Source organism: Peptoniphilus sp. GNH (genome assembly GCA_021307325.1).
GTDB lineage: Bacteria > Bacillota > Clostridia > Tissierellales > Peptoniphilaceae > KA00134.
In genome coordinates, this window is sequence record CP089931.1 from 869,069 (window position 1) to 886,375 (window position 17,307).

18 protein-coding genes are annotated in these 17,307 nt (G+C 37.3%); 6 read left to right on the plus strand and 12 right to left on the minus strand.

All coding sequences use genetic code 11. From position 1 onward, the window contains the following. From yedF to LV469_04310, 4 genes are read left to right on the plus strand one after another with little or no spacing between them, the layout of a single operon-like run. Positions 1 to 579: a sulfurtransferase-like selenium metabolism protein YedF gene (gene yedF / locus LV469_04295; GenBank protein UHR03513.1), complete on the plus strand. Its 579-nt coding sequence runs from the start codon at positions 1 to 3 to the stop codon at positions 577 to 579. Then, positions 576 to 782 carry a DUF3343 domain-containing protein gene (locus tag LV469_04300; protein ID UHR03514.1) on the plus strand — a complete coding sequence of 69 codons (207 nt, stop codon included), beginning with the start codon at positions 576 to 578 and terminating at the stop codon, positions 780 to 782. Before yedF ends, LV469_04300 begins: the two co-directional genes overlap by 4 nt. Then, entirely contained in the window at positions 779 to 1,903 is a 1,125-nt protein-coding gene (locus LV469_04305; protein ID UHR03515.1) for an aminotransferase class V-fold PLP-dependent enzyme, read from the plus strand. The genes LV469_04300 and LV469_04305 overlap by 4 nt, the downstream gene beginning before the upstream one ends. Before the next feature lie 33 nt (positions 1,904 to 1,936). Continuing rightward, positions 1,937 to 2,695 (plus strand): ZIP family metal transporter, encoded by a 759-nt coding sequence (locus tag LV469_04310; protein UHR03516.1) that lies wholly within the window; start codon positions 1,937 to 1,939, stop codon positions 2,693 to 2,695. Between the two features lie 272 nt (positions 2,696 to 2,967). On the opposite strand, the gene LV469_04315 is transcribed toward LV469_04310, so the two are convergent. The 7 genes from LV469_04315 to LV469_04345 all read right to left on the minus strand — a co-directional run bounded on the left by LV469_04315 (position 2,968) and on the right by LV469_04345 (position 8,820). Further along, positions 2,968 to 3,612 carry a VWA domain-containing protein gene (locus LV469_04315; GenBank protein ID UHR03517.1) on the minus strand — a complete coding sequence of 215 codons (645 nt, stop codon included), beginning with the start codon at positions 3,610 to 3,612 and terminating at the stop codon, positions 2,968 to 2,970. 71 nt (positions 3,613 to 3,683) lie between these two features. Continuing rightward, positions 3,684 to 4,667 (minus strand): macro domain-containing protein, encoded by a 984-nt coding sequence (locus LV469_04320; GenBank protein UHR03518.1) that lies wholly within the window; start codon positions 4,665 to 4,667, stop codon positions 3,684 to 3,686. A 290-nt stretch (positions 4,668 to 4,957) separates the two neighbouring features. Then, entirely contained in the window at positions 4,958 to 6,094 is a 1,137-nt protein-coding gene (locus LV469_04325; protein ID UHR03519.1) for a 2-oxoacid:acceptor oxidoreductase family protein, read from the minus strand. 1 nt (position 6,095) lies between these two features. After that, the gene (locus LV469_04330; GenBank protein ID UHR03520.1) at positions 6,096 to 6,851 is read right to left on the minus strand and encodes a thiamine pyrophosphate-dependent enzyme; all 756 of its coding nucleotides are present in this window, start codon (positions 6,849 to 6,851) and stop codon (positions 6,096 to 6,098) included. After that, positions 6,848 to 7,909: a 3-methyl-2-oxobutanoate dehydrogenase subunit VorB gene (locus LV469_04335; GenBank protein UHR03521.1), complete on the minus strand. Its 1,062-nt coding sequence runs from the start codon at positions 7,907 to 7,909 to the stop codon at positions 6,848 to 6,850. Before LV469_04335 ends, LV469_04330 begins: the two co-directional genes overlap by 4 nt. A 10-nt stretch (positions 7,910 to 7,919) precedes the next feature. After that, positions 7,920 to 8,138: a 4Fe-4S binding protein gene (locus tag LV469_04340; GenBank protein UHR03522.1), complete on the minus strand. Its 219-nt coding sequence runs from the start codon at positions 8,136 to 8,138 to the stop codon at positions 7,920 to 7,922. Positions 8,139 to 8,148: 10 nt separating this feature from the next. After that, on the minus strand, positions 8,149 to 8,820 hold the full coding sequence (locus LV469_04345; protein UHR03523.1) for an ATP-binding protein: 672 nt from the start codon (positions 8,818 to 8,820) through the stop codon (positions 8,149 to 8,151). Positions 8,821 to 9,105: 285 nt separating this feature from the next. Between LV469_04345 and LV469_04350 the strand changes: the two genes are divergently transcribed. Then, on the plus strand, positions 9,106 to 10,041 hold the full coding sequence (locus tag LV469_04350; GenBank protein ID UHR03524.1) for a LysR family transcriptional regulator: 936 nt from the start codon (positions 9,106 to 9,108) through the stop codon (positions 10,039 to 10,041). Positions 10,042 to 10,111: 70 nt separating this feature from the next. Here the strand turns inward: LV469_04350 and LV469_04355 are convergent, their stop codons facing one another. Genes LV469_04355 through LV469_04365 form a run of 3 tightly spaced genes read right to left on the minus strand, consistent with a single transcriptional unit; the run spans position 10,112 to position 13,703 of the window. Further along, positions 10,112 to 11,572, minus strand: coding sequence for a DASS family sodium-coupled anion symporter (locus tag LV469_04355; protein ID UHR03525.1), 1,461 nt, complete (start codon positions 11,570 to 11,572; stop codon positions 10,112 to 10,114). An 11-nt stretch (positions 11,573 to 11,583) separates the two neighbouring features. Next, a complete protein-coding gene (locus LV469_04360; protein UHR03526.1) occupies positions 11,584 to 12,504 on the minus strand; it encodes a hydroxymethylglutaryl-CoA lyase in 921 nt (306 codons plus the stop codon). An 8-nt stretch (positions 12,505 to 12,512) separates the two neighbouring features. Beyond that, positions 12,513 to 13,703 carry a CoA transferase gene (locus LV469_04365; GenBank protein UHR03527.1) on the minus strand — a complete coding sequence of 397 codons (1,191 nt, stop codon included), beginning with the start codon at positions 13,701 to 13,703 and terminating at the stop codon, positions 12,513 to 12,515. 126 nt (positions 13,704 to 13,829) lie between these two features. Here LV469_04365 and LV469_04370 point away from each other — a divergent pair, with 126 nt between their 5' ends. Then, on the plus strand, positions 13,830 to 14,765 hold the full coding sequence (locus LV469_04370) for a LysR family transcriptional regulator (protein UHR03528.1): 936 nt from the start codon (positions 13,830 to 13,832) through the stop codon (positions 14,763 to 14,765). An 82-nt stretch (positions 14,766 to 14,847) separates the two neighbouring features. Here the strand turns inward: LV469_04370 and LV469_04375 are convergent, their stop codons facing one another. Both LV469_04375 and typA read right to left on the minus strand, forming a co-directional pair. Next, on the minus strand, positions 14,848 to 15,477 hold the full coding sequence (locus LV469_04375) for a M48 family metallopeptidase (GenBank protein UHR03529.1): 630 nt from the start codon (positions 15,475 to 15,477) through the stop codon (positions 14,848 to 14,850). Position 15,478: 1 nt separating this feature from the next. Continuing rightward, on the minus strand, positions 15,479 to 17,296 hold the full coding sequence (gene typA, locus LV469_04380) for a translational GTPase TypA (protein ID UHR03530.1): 1,818 nt from the start codon (positions 17,294 to 17,296) through the stop codon (positions 15,479 to 15,481). Positions 17,297 to 17,307 lie beyond the last annotated feature (11 nt).

Below are 17,307 nucleotides of genomic sequence, written 5' to 3' on the forward strand. Positions count from 1 at the left end.
ATGAAAGAAATCAATGCTCTTGGACTTCTTTGTCCAAGACCTGTAATACTTGCGAAAAAGTTAATTAAAGAAGAAACCCCAAAAGAATTTACAGTCCTTGTAGATAATGAAATCGCAACTGAAAATCTCTCCAAGATGGCTGACCAATTGGGCTACGATACAGATGTAGAAAAAAAAGACAAGGTCTACAAAGTAAAATTTAAAAAAGATAAGGAGAAAAAAGTTGAACAAGACTACAGCAAGGACGAATTTATTGTAGTATTTTCATCTGATGAACTTGGCATAGGAGACGAGGAATTTTCCAAAAAACTTTTGGAAGGATTTCTCTACTCCCTTTCAGAAAAAGACCAAGTCCCCACATATGTAGTCCTTTACAATCATGGTGTAAGGCTTTCCACAATAAATGAAAACACCGTAGCTGACCTTAAAAAGTTGGAGTCAAAGGGCACGACTGTCCTATCCTGCGGCCTTTGCTTAGGCAACTACAACTTAAAAGATGATCTTAAAGTAGGTCAAGTGACAAATATGGACAACATTGTGGATCTGCAAATACATTACAGGACAGTGAAACCTTGTTGAGTTACAAACTTTTAACCTTTAAGTCGGCAAACTATGCCATGGAAGCGGAAAAAAAGACTAAGGACTTAAAAACCCGTCTCATTACTCTGCCCTCTTGGGTAACATCGGACTGCGGATTCGGTCTTAAAGTGGGAGAAAATTTAGATGACGTTGTGAAAATTTTAGGCAGAGAAAATATAGAAGGAATTTACGATCTCAAATGATTTACTTGGATAATGCATCAACAACTTTAATAAAGCCTGATTCAGTAGGCATTGCCGTAATGGAAGGCATTAACTCTCATCATTTCGCAAACCCCAACAGAGGCTCATATGAAATGTCTTTAAATTCTCTAAGAGCACTTTACGATTTGCGAGAAGAGTTGGGAGAACTTTTCGGCGTTAAGTCACTTAACGTATCCCTCTGTGCAAATGTCACTACTGCCCTTAACTTGGTTTTAAATTCACTTTTACACGAAAAAGATCACATAATAACTTCAATGGCGGAACACAACTCCGTCCTTCGTCCTTTAAATCACTTAAAGCTTAAAGGCGTAGAAGTGTCCTACTTGCCTTTAGCAGGCGATAAAATCGACCTAAGCTTCTTAAATAAACTCCTTCAAAAAAACACAAAGGCTCTCTGTATTACTGCCATGTCAAATGTGTCGGGACAGATCACCGACTTAAAAACTGCGGCAGACTTTTGTAAAAAACACGGACTTATTTTAATCATAGATGGAGCACAGGCTGCAGGCACCATGGACTTAAGTTTAAAAGACTTTGACCACACCGTCCTTTGCTTTACGGGGCACAAGTCCCTTTACGGGCCGCAGGGCACGGGAGGCCTTGCCGTAAAAGGAGATATAAAATTTGAAGAAGTCTTCTCAGGCGGCGGTGGAAATTCAAATGACGAACACCAAAGCCCCTTTATACCTGACATATTTGAATACGGCACAATAAATGTCCATTCAAACTTGGGACTTTTGGCTGGAGTAAAGTATGTAAAGTCAATAGGAATTGATAAAATTTCAAAGGACCTGTTTGAACTTTCATCCTACCTTTACAAATCCTTGAAGTCTTTGGATGGCGTAAGGCTTTATGGAGACCACGACTATCCCCACGGGCCAATTGTGTCCTTTAACTACAAGGACTACTCTTCAGAAGAAGTGACAGACATACTTTGGCAAAAGAAAGAGATCGCCACGAGGGCGAAACTTCACTGCGCCCCTTTCTTTCACAAGGCCCTGGCAACGGATAAAAGAGGTATGGTGCGAGTATCTCTATCCACTTTCAACACCTTTGAAGATATAGACAAACTTATTGAAACGTTAAAATTTATCCCCTAATATTATGGGTTAATATGTATACGGAGGTAAAATTTGGAATTAGCAATTATTTTAGGATGTATCCTTCCAGGACTTGCAACAGGTCTAGGCGCCATCCCCATATTTTTTACAAGAAATGTATCCCAAAACCTTTTAGATGTGCTACTTGGAGCAGCAGCTGGAGTCATGCTTGCGGCAACGTGCTTCTCCCTTATCATGCCCTCTATTGAATACGGAGGTGGAGATGTAAAAGCAGTCCTAATTACATCTCTAGGAATATTTTTAGGCGGAGTCATGCTTGACTTAATTGACAAGTATGCTCCACACGAACACTTGCTTGACAAGAGAGTGGAGGGTAAAAATACAGACAGCCTTAAAAAAATTTGGCTCTTTATTATAGCAATTACAATTCACAACTTCCCAGAAGGTTTGGCAACAGGCGTGGGCTTCGGTACGGAAAACTTACAAGATGGTATAGCAATAGCCCTTGGCATTGCACTTCAAAATATGCCTGAGGGTCTTGCAGTTGCCCTGTCCTTAGTGAGAGAAAATTATTCGCCTAAGAAAGCATTTTTTATAGCGACCTTGACAGGACTTGTGGAACCCATAGGAGCCTTTATAGGCTACGGGCTTACATCCCTCTTTCAAAGCCTCATCGGATTTATATTGGCCCTTGCTGCAGGAGCAATGCTCTTTGTCATAAGCGACGAAATAATCCCCGAGACCCACTCAAACGGCTACGAAAGAGAAGCCACCTACGGTATCATCGTTGGCTTTATTCTAATGATGATAATGGATGTAACCTTGGGATAAAAAATAAGGCTTTTAAGATTTGTCTTAAAGGCCTTTTTGTTTGCTTGAATATATACAGTTTTACATCTTGGAAATGCATACAATGAGAAGAGTTAATGTAAGGTATAATCCTTGAGGGGAAAGGCAAAAAGTTAGACATATACTAATTTAGGACTAAAATAAAGTAGAAGAAGACTTATTTAAAGTTCTATTTAATATTAAAGGGTATACACACCCTTTCTAATATCCCCGATAAAAAGCTCCACCATAACAAAGCATGTCTTTAATTATTTTTATCTTTTGTCTTTTCTGTTTTTGTAGTCTTCTGTAATTTCGTCCTTCCAGTGTTTGTCGACTCTTCCTTTGTTTCTTCTTACATAGGATATGGCGTTTCCTATTACTCTGTAATTTAGTTCTGTGCCTTTTTCGTCGCTGTGATACTTTACCGCCATTTCTCTTTTTATGCCAAATTTTTCTCCTTCTTCTTCTGCATCTATGTTTGCGCCTAAGAAAATAAATTCCCAGCCGTATTTATCTCTTTGGTTGGTGATTAGTCTTTTTACTTCTCTGTAACCGTATCTTCTGCTGGCATTTTCCATGCCATCTGTGGTGATTACAAATAACGTCTTATCTGGCACATCTTCTTTGCGGGCATACTTGTGAATGTTTCCCATGTGTTTTATGGCTCCTCCCACTGCATCAAGTAGTGCGGTGCAGCCTTCTACATAGTATTCTTCCTCTGTCAGCTTTGGCACGTCTTTTATGGATACTCTGTCGTGTATTACTTTACTCTCTTGGTTAAATAATATTGTGGAGACATAGGCTTCTCCCTCTTCTTTTTTTTGCCTTTCGATCATGGAGTTAAACCCACCTATTGTATCCTTTTCCAAGCCTTCCATCGAGCCACTCTTATCTAATATAAATACAAGTTCTATCATTTTTATCCTCCCTTTCTTTTACTATATTGTAAAAAATCAAGAAGACATTTAGGTCACTTCCAAGGCGACATTTATCCTCCAATTAAAGGTTGGTCAAAAGCAAATAATACTTCGTTTATTTCAAAGATATTGTAATTTTTTCTTTCGATAAAATACTCAATTATTACATCAAACTTGCTGCTTCTTGTGAGAGCATAGCCTGCTTTTCCTATTAAATCTTCCATCCCTTCCTTATTCAGTTCCAATGCCAAGGCAAAGGCTATTGCTGTGGTCTTTGAGGGGCGATAGTCGGGATTATTTTTGATTTTGGAAAAAAGTTTTCTGTCAATATTTGCCTTTTTATAAACTTTAGGATCCGTCTTGCCGGACTTGTCTATGAGTCTTAATAAGGTCTTAGAGAATCCTTCGTCCAAATTTTTTAAAATGTCCTCAATACTTTCACTGTCTTGTATAAGGGATGCCATCTTGGCGGGCTCTATATTATAGCTTCTGTAAAATGAGCCTATGTATTCTTCATTTATTTTTTCTTCCACGTAGTTTTCTGAAATATATTCTTTTACCGACTGAAAGAGTTTTTTTGACAATGAAAAAGCGTTCTTTGAAAAGACTGCAAGGTAGATTCGCATTTCGTTTTTTAATAAAAATCCGCTCACTTCTTTAATGGTAATTTGAAGCGCCAAGTCGCTTGGATATCCACAGGTTCCCGTTCCAATCAAAGGCATGGCTATAGAGTTGCAGCCCTTTTCTTTCGCCAAGTTTAAAGAGTTTTTAATGCAGGATGAAAGTATTTCTCCTTCCCCCTTGTATCCGCCTTCCCACGATGGAGTTGAAGTGTGGATTACATATTTTGCCTTTAAGTTATATGCAGACGTAATAAAAGCTTTGCCAAAGGGTATGTCGCCTATTTCCTTTCTCGCAATGAGAAGCTCTGGCCCTGCACCTTTGTGAATCTCACTATCTACTCCGCCACCTACTATAGGCTTAGGATTTGCCGTATTTACAATCGCATCCACTTTTATATTCACTATGTTGTTTCTCACTATTTCAAATGGCATAAGTACCTCCTTTCTATATTTTATCAAAATATGTGAATTTTTGGTGTGCCTAGGCTAATATAGAAGACATTTAAAAACCGTCTGGGGCATTTACAATTAGATTAACGCACGTTTATCTATCAAAACTTAAAAACACTCCCGATAGCAGCAATATTTAACTATAAAAAAGGCTATGAATTTAAACTCATAGCCTTTTTCCACCTAAAGACTTCCTAAATCAGTTTTCTAAAATCCCTAATTCAATAAGCCTTTATCTAAATTGTTTTTTATATTTATATATTATTTTCTTTCTAGAATGGTGAGAATGATTGATCTGACCACCAAATTTCCTTATAAGTTTCGTATTGACCCTTAAGTTGATCATAGTGGAATCTTTCCCAATAAATCAATTCTTTGTAGAGGGCCTTAGCTTTTTCGTCTTTAGATTTTTCTATAGCCTTTTCATAAAAGTCCACATTCTTTTCTACAAGATTCATAGCTACGGAGAATACTGAAAGAGCCATAGATGCCATTGCTGGATCTAGCTTTCCCCAATTCATATCTTCCTTGTCAGCTTGATAAGACGCTTTTTGTTCTTCGCCACTTTCAAGTCTAATTCTAAGTCTATTTAGATAATCAACATGTTCTTCTTTTTGTTTAGCAAGAGATGCAAAGATTCTACCAGCATCTTGACCTTCAAATTGTTTCGAAGACATTCTATAAAAGTTTATAGACTCAGTTGCATTTAAAATAGCAGCCTTTGCGATTGAAAGGTCATCTGAGAAAATCTTAGATTCCAAAGATACCTTTTCGGCTCTATCTTTTAGATAGGAAGCTTCTCCTTCAGGGCTTACCAAGTTGGCATCAGGAGTTCTCTTGTGTCCTTCAAGCTTTTTATCTTGAGAGCCTTCTTGTCCTACTTGTTTTTGTCCTTCTTCAAGAGCTTTTTGGTTTAATGGAATCAATTTCTTCTTAGAATCTCCGTAAACTTTTGTGAAAGCTTTTAGAACTGATTCTTCGCCTACAATTTCTGTAACTTTTATAAAAGCTCCTAGCATAACCATGTTGGCAACTTTAGGATTTCCAAGTTCCATAGCGATTTCATTTACTGGAATTTCATAAATATTTATGTCATCTCTAGGATTATCAACATGAACTAAAGATGAGTTCACGAACAAATTTCCACCCTTTTTGAGCATGGTGACGAATTTTTCGTAGGAAGGTTGGTTCATGGCAATTACATCTGTTGCAACAGAGATAACTGGTGCTCCTACTGGTTCATCTGAAACTACAACTGAGCAGTTGGCAGATCCCCCACGCATTTCAGGACCATAAGATGGCATCCATGAAACATAGTGTCCTTCAATCATTCCTGCATATGTGGTAAGTTGGCCCATAGCCATTACACCTTGACCACCAAATCCTGCCATTATAATTTTCTTTTCCATACTAGTCCCTCCTGAAGTTTCCAAGTGGATAATAAGGAATCATATTATCCCTGAGCCATTGTAGAGCATCTACTGGTGGAAGTCCCCAGTTAGTAGGACAAGTTGATAGTACTTCAACTATTCCAAATCCCTTTCCTTCAAGTTGAACTTGGAAACAATCCTTTATCGCTTTTTTAGCCTTTCTGATGTTTTGAGGTGTATCAACAGACACTCTTTCCACAAACTTTGCGCCATCGATAGTAGCAAGCATTTCACTTACCTTTATAGGCTTACCTGACCAAGCTTCATCTCTTCCATAAGGAGAAGTTGTTGTAACTTGTCCTATAAGAGTTGTAGGAGCCATTTGTCCGCCTGTCATACCATAAATACAGTTATTTACAAATATAGTTGAAATTCTCTCCCCTCTGTGAGCGGCATGAACAATTTCAGCTGTACCGATAGAGGCAAGGTCCCCGTCTCCTTGATATGTGAAGACGAATTTATCAGGAAAAGCCCTCTTAACACCAGTTGCCACTGCTGGAGCACGTCCGTGTGCTGCCTCATACATATCACAATTAAAATATTTGTAAGCAAGAACTGAGCAACCTACTGGTGCCACGCCTACTGCCTTGTCTAAAAGTCCCAATTCATCTAGACATTCTGCTGTTAGCTTATGAATTATACCATGAGTGCATCCTGGGCAGTAGTGAGTTTCAACCGGAGTAAGCCCCTTGGATCTTTCATAAACGACTTTTATATCTTTTACTTCTGTACTCATTTTCTACCCCCCAAAATCTTCTTAGCTTCTTCAGCGATTTCTTCTGCTGTTGGAACCATTCCGCCGTATCTTCCATAGAAGTGAACTTTTTGTCTTCCTTCTACTCCGATAGTTACATCTTCAACCATTTGGCCATGGTTCATTTCAACAACTAAAACATCCTTGCATTTATCTCCGATCTTTCTAAATGCCTTATAAGGATAGGGCCAAATAGAAATTGGTCTTACGATACCTGCCTTGATGCCTTCTTCTGCAAGAATTTCTATTGCAGATTTACAGATTCTGGAAGTAGTGCCATAGGCTGAAAATACTATTTCAGCATCTTCAACGCCTTGAACTTCGTATCTAATTTCATTTTCTTCAATTTCTTTATATTTTGCAATCAAGTGCTTATTGTGTTCTTCAAGTTCAGCTGCTGAAAGATATAGAGAGTTTATTATATTGTTTTCTTTTCTATCGCCCTTGCCATTGGCAGCCCAAGTTTTTTCAGGAAGCTCTCTTTGAGGTCTTTCTCTAAATTCAACTGGTTCCATCATTTGTCCTATCATACCGTCTCCGACTACCATGACAGGATTTCTATACTTGTCTGCTATATCAAAGCCTTCGATTATAATATCGACCATTTCTTGAATAGATGCTGGTGCGAAAGAAATTGTATGATAATCTCCATTTCCGCCGCCCCTTGTTGCTATATAATAGTCAGCTTGAGCTGGTTGGATAGATCCAAGACCTGGACCACCTCTCATCATATCAACTATTAAACATGGAAGCTCTGCTCCCGCTATGTAAGAAATCCCCTCTTGTTTTAGAGCAATCCCTGGTGATGATGAAGATGTCATAACTCTGACCCCTGCTCCAGCAGCTCCATAAACCATATTTATAGCTGCAACTTCAGATTCTGCTTGTAAATAACAACCACCGATTTTTGGAAGTTCCCTTGAAAAATATTCAGGCACTTCAGATTGTGGTGTTATAGGATATCCGAAGAAAAATTTGCATCCTGCCTTAATTGCTGCAGCCCCAACGGCTTCATTCCCCTTCATTAATACCTTTGCCATATTTTCCTCCTTAACCTAACCTGTAAACAGAAATAACTGAATCAGGACATGTAATAGCACAGTTTCCGCAAGCTATACATTCCTCTGGTCTAGCCGCATAAGCAGGGCTATAACCTTTTACATTAATCTTACTGCCGTCCATTTCAATGAGTTTCTTAGGGCAAACCTTAACGCAAAGACCGCAGCCCTTACATCTCGACTCTTGAAATTCAACTTTTCCCTTAGCCATAATTACCTCCTTAACACATCCATCCATCTCTAAACATAAGTTTTAGAGGGAAAATTTCACCCAAGATGGAATCCCTTTCTAATTTTTCAGCCACGCTTTCAATGCAGGCTGTATAAACTACAGGTAGACCAAGTTTTTCCGAAAGTTCCTTGACCAACTCTTGACCATAATAGACATCCTCAACACGAGTATCTTTTAACATATGCGTAGTGTTGATAAGTCCAGTCACCTTAGTCTGAGAATAGGCCTCAATCTGTCTTAAAAATCCAAGAGCATCTTGGAAATTTGAAGTCTCAGGTCGATTTCTATTTATGACCATGAAGTGCTCATAGGGAGTCTTTTGCAAAATCCCCTTGTATCTACCAAGCGGAAGAATCCCCTTAGGATTTCCCCCCGCATCTATAACCACTTGATAATCATCATTTTCAAGTGGTCTTAGAATATCTGCAGAAAGAGCTGGTATATCAAGTGCATTACTTTGCGGTATAGCTGAAGAAATACACTCTATTCCAATCTTCTCCAGATAGTCCTGCCTTTCTCTAATACGGAAATAAGTATTTATAATATCCAAGTCCACAACAGCGACCTTGGGAAAATGTTTTTTTAAGTAGATTCCGTAATTTATAGAAAATTCTGTCTTACCAGAGCCAAAATGTCCTGAGATAATTTTAATTCTATTCATTTGTTTTCCCCAAATCTTAAAATTACATATGTACAATAACTTAATTTAATTATATCAGTATTGATAAAAAAATACAGCCTAGTTGATAATTAAAATTTTTTTAGAAATCTTAAACGAAAAAATGTGAACATCGTTTTCCTTACCTTTAAAAAATCAAACCGATATAAGACCAAACTATAATTTTCTTCTTATATAAATAATATATATAAGCTCTACCATAAGTCTAATGTTTTTGATATTATAATAAATATAATGTAAGCCTTATACCATGTGAGGGAGGAAAATATGGACACCATAAAATCATACGAATATCTATCTTGTATTGACAAATGCGGCAGCATATCTCAAGCGGCAACGGAACTTTATGTTTCCCAGCCTGCTCTTAGCCAATTTATAATAAGACTTGAAGATGAATTGGGTGCCGAAATTCTCATAAGAAAAACTACACCTCTAAAATTTACAGAATTTGGGCAAGTTTTGCTAAATAAACTCAGAAAAATTTATCTCATTCAAAAAAGTCTTAAAAAAGATATAGAGGACATCAATTACCTTGAAAAAGGTAGAATAGTCATAGGCACCTTAAATTATTACAGCGTGAGCATACTCGCTCCCCTTCTTCCAAAATTTCTAAAAAAATATCCAGGCATAGAAATAAAAATCGTCGATGGAAGTCTGCCCGAGTTGGAAGAAATGGCAGAACATGGCAAAACCGACCTATCTCTTTTGATGCTTCCTTTAAAAAGTAAAGAATTAAACTATGAATACTTAATAGGCGAGGATGTCCTCATAGCTATAAATAAAGATCATCCTCTCGCTAAAAAACTTTATAAAAATTGGCAAGATCCCTCAACCTTTCCTGAAGTCGATTTAAACGATCTTTCGAAGGAAAATTTTATAATCTTGACTAAGGGCAAGAGACTAAGAGATGCCTTTGATGAGGCCTCCAGCCTTATAAAGACACCAGTTAGTATAATAGCTGAATCAAATGACATAAATAACTCCCTCATTCTTGCATCATCAGGCATAGGCATAGCCTTATGCACTAGTGTCTATGCAAAAAAGTATAAGTCTGGCTTAGAGCTTGCCTTCCTAAGCCCCAAACAGAAGCTCTCCATAAATCCCATAGTCTGTGCCTACAACTCCTCCTACGAGCTTAGCAAGTCCTCCCGCCTTCTTCTAAATATGCTCAAAGACTTTTGCCAAGATATCTCTGATTTTTAATACTTGAAATTTTTAAATACTTAATGAAAAACGAGGACACGAAAAATGTCCTCGTCTAATTTTTTAAGCCTTAGTGTATGCCTATTCCCAAAATGCCAAATGTCACAAGTTTCATTATTATAGGAGCTACTATTAGGGCTATTATTTTTAATCCAAGACCAGTTTTTACCATATCTTTTATTTCAATAGCACCTGATGAGTAGGCTATGGCATTTGGAGGTGTTCCTGCTGGGAGCATGAAGGCAAAGTTAGCTGAAATCATACATATTAGCATTAATTGTAGAGGATCCATGCCTATGGCCTTTCCTATGCCTGCCAAGATTGGCAAAAATGCTGCTACGACAACTGCATTTGTAGTGACTTCTGTGAGAACAGCTGTCACAACACTTACAATTATAATTATTACTATTTCAGGCATACCTTGCAAACCACCAAGCATTCCAGCTATCCAGCCTGCTACGCCAGAATCAGTAATTGCATTTCCTAAAACCATAGAACCTGCCAACAAGAGCATTGTCGTCCAAGGTCCATCTGCAAAAGCTTCCTTGCCTTGGAGGACCATTATGCCATTTTTCCAGTCTACTGGAATAATCAATGTCGCAACGGCAATTGCTATTGCTATTGTTTCGTCTGTCACAAATGGTAGATACTTGCCCCACCAAAGTTGTGATACCCATGCTATTATACCTAAGGCAAAAATTATACTAGTCAATTTTTCGCCCTTATTCATCTTTCCGAGTTTATTGTATTCTTCGTTTATAGTTTCTATATTTATGGACTTCATCTTGTCTACTTTAAATAGCTTAACTGCATATATCCACAGTAGGGGCAGCATAACTATTGTAAATGGAAGTCCTATCTTTAGCCATGACACAAAATGTATGTTATAATCTAACACTTCAGAAATAATTCCTATGCCGGTAGGGTTTGTGGTTGTTCCTATAGCAGTCGCCATACCCCCAAGGGTCGATGCAAATGGGATTGATAATATCAAAGCCTTTCCAAATCCTTCATCGACTTCGCCCTCTAAGGATTTTATTATGCTTATCGCAACTGGCAACATCATTACTGTGGCGGTTGTGTTTGACATCCACATTGATACAAAGGCAGTTGCTAGAATAAATCCAAAAATTATAAGTTTTACATTGCTTCCTATTGTCTTTACTATGCCGAGAGCTATTCTCCTATGTAAGTTCCACCTTTGCATTGCTGTGGCTAAAAAACCTGCTCCCAATACTAAAAATATTGTTTTGTATCCATATAGGGAGAAGAGTCTTATGTCATTTTGATTTTTGGCACCTGTGATTCCCAAAAGGGGGAAAAGTAGGATGGGTAGAAGGGCTGTTGCTGCTATTGGCATTGCCTCTGTCATCCAAAATATTATCATCAACACACTTACGCTTAGAACCTTGTACCCCAAATCACTAAGCCCACTTGGAGCTGAAAAAAATTGCATTGCAATAAATATAATTATGCCTACTACAAGAGCTATATTTTGTGTCTTGCTTCTTGCTTGAAGTTTCTCTTTCATGATTTTCCCCCTTATTTATTTTTCAAAGGACTGATTTTTTCTATATTCTTATGATGTCCGCTATAATTTCCCCTTACGTCTTTAGCTTGTTCTTTGGAAGCTTCTACAAGTTTTACGAAGTCTATGCCTGTATCGTATCCCATTTCTTCCAAAGCCCATACCAAATCCTCAGTTGCCACATTGCCACTTGCTCCTGGTGCAAATGGGCATCCTCCAAGTCCTCCAAGAGCCGTTTCAAATTTGTATATGCCCTCTTCTAGAGCAGCCAAGGAATTTGCTATGCCAAGTCCTCTTGTATCATGCAAGTGCAAGGATATTTCATGCCCTGGAAAGGCTTTTCTGATTGCTTTTGTGTATTTTTTTACTTGAGCTGGATCTGCTATACCGATTGTATCTGCTATTACAAAAGATTTAAGTCCGAGGTTTGCATAAGTAGCTATAAATTCTATAAATTCTTCAACATTATCGTATTTTCCTTCAAATGGACAGCCAAATGCCGTTGCAAAATTGACCTCAACTTCCAAATCCGGAAATTTTTCTACTATTTCTTTGTAGGCTTGCAAGGATTGCTCATGAGTCCTATTTATATTGGCCTTGTTGTGTGATTTACTAAAAGAAACCACATAGGAAACTTTTCTAAGTCCCAAATTATAAGCATCTTCTGCTCCTCTCATATTGGGAATAAGGGCAAATAAATCCAAGCCCTTGTGCTTTTCTAGAACTCTTTTAGTAAGTTCCTTGGCATCTGCCAATTGAGGTATGGCTTTAGGACTTACAAATGATGTGAATTGCAAACTTGTAATCCCAGCATCTATAATTTTGTCTATATACTTTTCTTTAATTTCTGTACTTATTATTGGTCCTTCGCATTTTATGCTTTGGTAACCATCTCTAGGGCCCACTTCTACAATTTTAACTTTTTTCTTATCCATATCTTAACCTATATAACCCCTTCTGCTTTTAGCCTTTCATAAAAATCATCTTCATAGCCCAAAAATTCTTTTATTATAAATTCATTGTGCTGACCAAGAGTAGGTGCCGGCTCATAGGGGTCTGCGTTTGAATGTGTGAATTTTAGGGCATTGTTTGTAAGAGTTATTTCACCAGCGACTGGATGATTTTGCTTGGGAAACATATTTCTATATTTAGAAAATTGTTCATTCTTTACTACCCTATCAATGGTATTTATCGGGCATGAGGGTATTCCATTTTCATTTAAAAGATCTGCTATATAGTCAATGGTTTTTTCTCCTGACCATTTTTCTATTTCTTCTTTCATTTCTACGTGATTTTTTACTCTCTTGCTTATAGTGTCAAATCTTTCATCACTTATTAGGTCGTCTCTTTCTATCAAGTGGCAAAATTGCTTATAGAGCTTGTCATTTGCAGCGGCTATTATTACATCTCCATCCTTGGCCTTGAAAGAGTCATAAGGATAGGTCGACTCATATCTATTGCCTATCTTCTTGGGGATTCTTCCTTCCGACAAATAAATCATATTGATATTTTGCATTGCAGAAATTACTGAATCCACAAGTCCAACATCTACCTTTTCCCCTTGTCCAGTCATTCTTTGTCTGTGTAAGGCTGCCAAAACCCCAATAGCTAAATTCAAACCGCCAAGCACATCTCCCATAGGAGTTCCCGTTCTAGTTGGCGGAGTGTTTGGCCAGCCTGTTGTACTCATAAGTCCACCCATAGCCTGACCTATAATGTCATATCCTGCTCTTTTAGAATATGGACCAGTGTGTCCAAATCCTGATACAGCGCCATAAATTAACTTGGGATTTGCTTTAGATAAAACATCATATCCAAGTCCCAACTTTTCCATTGTTCCCGGTCTGTAATTTTCAATCAAAATGTCGGCCTTTTTTACAAGATCTATAAGTATTTTTTTGCCGGCTTCTTTTTTCAAGTCTAGGCTAAGCCCCTTCTTGGCCCTATTAAGCCCTGCATAATACATACTCTCGCCATTTTCAAAAGGTCCGTATGCTCTGGAGTCGTCCCCTTTTTTAGGCATTTCTATCTTTATGACCTTGGCCCCCATATCAGATAGGAGCATGCCACAATATGGACCCGCCAAAACCCTAGTTAGGTCTAGAACAACCACATCTTCTAAAAGTCTTTCCATTTTTTCTCTCCCTTTTTTATTACAAAGCTTTGTTAAGTAGAATATATATGATATCGCTTGCATAAGTCTAAGGCTTTTGTTACTATCATTTACATAGGATAAATGTTATGTGATGGGAGGTTGTTTATGGATCACGAAAAAGCTTATGAATATTTAAAAAAGATTCACGATAAAAAAAGTGTTACTCTTGCTGCTAGCAGCCTATTTGTTTCTCAGCCATCTCTTAGTCAGTATGTGATAAGATTGGAAAATGAATTGGGTGCTAAAATTCTAATAAGAGAAGCAAATCCAATAAAATTTACAGAGTTTGGGGAGTTTTTGCTAAATAGACTTCAAAATATAAATCTGATTCATAAGAGTATAATAAAGGGCGCAGAAGAGATAAATAATTTAGACAGAGGCAAAGTAGTTGTCGGTGCTTTAAACTTTCACAGCATAATGCTCTTGTCAAAAATCATTCCCATGTTTAGTAAAAAATATCCCAATATTGAAATTAATATAGTTGAGGGAACTCTGCTAGAATTAGAGGATCTTGCAGGTTTAGGAAATACTGATTTTTCGATTCTAATGCTGCCTTTAAAAAGCAAAGACTTGACCTATGATTTTTTGATGGAAGAAAAAGTTCTAATCGCAGCAAGTGATAAATCCGATTTGGCACTGAGATACAAGGGCAGTAAAAAGCCCTGTGAAAAGTTTATAAAAATAGATATAAATGAATTGCAAAACGAAAAATTTATAATTCTAACACCTGAAAAAAGACTCAGAACTGCCTTTGAAGAAACTGCCAGAATTCTTAATAAGACTCCACAAGTCCTAACCGAGACAAATGATATCACTAATGCTGTAATTCTTGCCGCATCAGGACTTGGCATCACTTTTTGTCCGAGCCTTTTTAGTATAGAGTCTGCGCAAAACTTCCCCCTGACCTTCTTTTCTCCAATCCAAAAACTCTCTATAAGACCTATTGTCGCTGCATATAACAAGGCCTATCCTCTTAGCAAATCTGCTCGTTGCTTTCTAGATATGATAAAAGATTTTTGTCAACAAATTACAAATGATTAAGTTAAATATTTTTTTGAAATAAAAAACCAATAGTCGTTTTAAATCTCGACTATTGGTTTTTTATCTTACTGCATATGCGAATCTAGACCCTGCCCATTTGGGATCTGATTTTTTTGTAATTGGGTTCTATTTGCTCTAAAAGTTTATAAAAGTCTTTGGAGTGATTGTCTTCGAATAGATGCGTCATCTCATGGGCTAGGACATAGTCTATATCTTCTTTTTTTCTTTTTGCAAGATAAGTATTTAGTATTATAAGGCTCCTGTCCTTGTAGCAAGTTCCCCATCTAGATTTCATTTTTCTAAGTCTTAGATTCTCTGGCCCTTTACCCAAAATTTTTTCATAGAATTTGACTCTTTCTGCCAGATAATCTTCCATTTCTTTTTTGTAGAACTTATCTATTTCTCTTTCTATATTTTTATTTTTTGCTATATATAAAATGCCGTCTTTAAAATACGTCTTTTCCTTTTCTGCTTGCTCTAGTGTAATTTTTTCGCCAAACAAGTAAATATAGGATAGGTCTTTGGGGTTTTCATAACTTATTCTATTTTTATCGTCTTCTACTAGTTTTTTTATTTTGGACATGTTTTTGTAAATTATGCTTTCTATCTTCTTGTTGTCCATATAAAGAGGAGCTGTGACATTTAATTCATCCTCCCCTGTAAGACGAAATATAATATTTCTTACCTGCTTTTTGTTTATTACAAATTTCATTTTATTTTTTCTTTGACTTGTACCTTGCTTGAGTGCTCAAAATTCTCTTTCTGACTCTTATATTCTTGGGAGTTACTTCTATTAATTCGTCTTCTTCTATAAATTCGATTGCTTCTTCCAAGGTCATCTTAATAGCAGGAGATAATTTTAAGGCTTCGTCTGAACCTGATGCTCTGACATTGGACTGTTTCTTTGTCTTTGTAACAGATACTTCAAGTTCTACTCCCTTGGGACTTTCTCCTACAACTTGACCTTCATATACTTCTTCTCCCGGTTCTATAAAGAGATTTCCCCTATCTTGAGCATTGTTTAGCCCATAGGCAGAGGCTGTTCCAGTGTCAAAAGATATAATTGATGCAACTTGTCTTTTTTCTATATCGCCCTTGTATTTTTCATATCCGTCAAATATTGAATTCATTATTCCCATTCCCTTTGTATCTGTCAAAAACTCTTGTCTATATCCTATTAAACCTCTAGCAGGGATTCTGAATTCTAGCTTGGCATATCCGCCCGAGGGCTCTTCCATGGAGACCATTTCTCCCTTTCTTCTGCCTATCTTATCTATTACAGCTCCTACAAAATCATTTGATACATGAATTGTCAATATTTCCATAGGCTCATATAAGCCATCTGCTTCTTTTTTGAAAAGCACTTGAGGCTTGGACACTTGAAATTCATAGCCTTCTCTTCTCATACTTTCGATCAAAACTGAAAGATGCAGCTCGCCTCTTCCAGACACTTTAAAGGCATCTGTTGTTTCTGTATCTTCAACTCTAAGGCTCACATCAGTTTGCAGCTCTCTAAAAAGCCTTGATCTTATTTGACGAGTAGTCAAAAACTTGCCTTCTCTGCCCGCAAAAGGAGAGTCGTTTACAGAAAATGTCATTGATATGGTTGGTTCTGATATCTTCACAAATTCAAGTGGAGTCGGGTCTTCTGGCGAACAAATTGTATCTCCTATATTGATATCTTCAATTCCAGACACAGCAACTATGGAGCCAGCTGATGACACTTCAACAGGCACTCTTTGCAAGCCTTCATATTCAAACACTTCTGTAATCTTTACCTTTTTTTGTTGGTCTTTTTTCAAAGCATTTACTATTACAACTGGCTTTTGTGGAGAAATTTCTCCCCTTTCTATTTTGCCAATCCCGATTCTTCCTACATAGTCATTGTAATCTATTGTAGAAATCAAAAGTTGGAAGGGGCCTTCTTTAGCAGCAGGACTTGGAATATAGTCGATTATTGTGTCAAAAAGATCTTCCATATTATCCTTCATCTTGTCCAAATTCAAAGATGCCTTTCCAAATTTAGCTGATGTAAATACAAATGGACATTCCAAGACGCTTTCATCAGCACCCAGCTCTATAAAAAGGTCTAGCACTTCATCTACTACTTCATTAGGCCTTGCTCCATCTCTATCTATCTTGTTTATACATACTATGGGAAGTAGATTCAATTCAAAGGCTTTTTTCAAAACAAACTTAGTTTGAGGCATGGGACCTTCGAAAGCATCCACAAGCAAAACTACCCCATCTACCATCTTAAGTACACGTTCTACCTCTCCGCCAAAATCAGCATGGCCGGGTGTGTCTATTATATTTATTTTAGTATTCTTGTATGAGACAGCAGTATTTTTAGAAAGTATGGTAATTCCTCTTTCTCTTTCTATATCTCCCGAGTCCATAACTCTTTCTGCCACATTTTGATTTTCTCTAAAAACTCCTGATTGCTTTAAAAGAGCATCTACCAAGGTGGTCTTTCCATGATCGACGTGGGCGATTATTGCCACATTTCTTATATCCTTAATCTTATTCATAATCTCTCCTT

Excerpts from the sequence above, each read along its gene's own strand:
- LV469_04360 (UHR03526.1), bottom strand. The coding sequence starts at position 12,504 with ATGGATAAGAAAAAAGTTAAAATTGTAGAAGTGGGCCCTAGAGATGGT.
- LV469_04370 (UHR03528.1), top strand. The coding sequence starts at position 13,830 with ATGGATCACGAAAAAGCTTATGAATATTTAAAAAAGATTCACGATAAA.
- LV469_04305 (UHR03515.1), top strand. The coding sequence starts at position 779 with ATGATTTACTTGGATAATGCATCAACAACTTTAATAAAGCCTGATTCA.
- LV469_04340 (UHR03522.1), bottom strand. The coding sequence starts at position 8,138 with ATGGCTAAGGGAAAAGTTGAATTTCAAGAGTCGAGATGTAAGGGCTGC.
- LV469_04355 (UHR03525.1), bottom strand. The coding sequence starts at position 11,572 with ATGAAAGAGAAACTTCAAGCAAGAAGCAAGACACAAAATATAGCTCTT.
- LV469_04345 (UHR03523.1), bottom strand. The coding sequence starts at position 8,820 with ATGAATAGAATTAAAATTATCTCAGGACATTTTGGCTCTGGTAAGACA.
- LV469_04375 (UHR03529.1), bottom strand. The coding sequence starts at position 15,477 with ATGAAATTTGTAATAAACAAAAAGCAGGTAAGAAATATTATATTTCGT.
- LV469_04325 (UHR03519.1), bottom strand. The coding sequence starts at position 6,094 with ATGGAAAAGAAAATTATAATGGCAGGATTTGGTGGTCAAGGTGTAATG.
- LV469_04365 (UHR03527.1), bottom strand. The coding sequence starts at position 13,703 with ATGGAAAGACTTTTAGAAGATGTGGTTGTTCTAGACCTAACTAGGGTT.
- LV469_04350 (UHR03524.1), top strand. The coding sequence starts at position 9,106 with ATGGACACCATAAAATCATACGAATATCTATCTTGTATTGACAAATGC.
- yedF (UHR03513.1), top strand. The coding sequence starts at position 1 with ATGAAAGAAATCAATGCTCTTGGACTTCTTTGTCCAAGACCTGTAATA.
- LV469_04315 (UHR03517.1), bottom strand. The coding sequence starts at position 3,612 with ATGATAGAACTTGTATTTATATTAGATAAGAGTGGCTCGATGGAAGGC.
- LV469_04320 (UHR03518.1), bottom strand. The coding sequence starts at position 4,667 with ATGCCATTTGAAATAGTGAGAAACAACATAGTGAATATAAAAGTGGAT.
- LV469_04335 (UHR03521.1), bottom strand. The coding sequence starts at position 7,909 with ATGGCAAAGGTATTAATGAAGGGGAATGAAGCCGTTGGGGCTGCAGCA.
- typA (UHR03530.1), bottom strand. The coding sequence starts at position 17,296 with ATGAATAAGATTAAGGATATAAGAAATGTGGCAATAATCGCCCACGTC.
- LV469_04330 (UHR03520.1), bottom strand. The coding sequence starts at position 6,851 with ATGAGTACAGAAGTAAAAGATATAAAAGTCGTTTATGAAAGATCCAAG.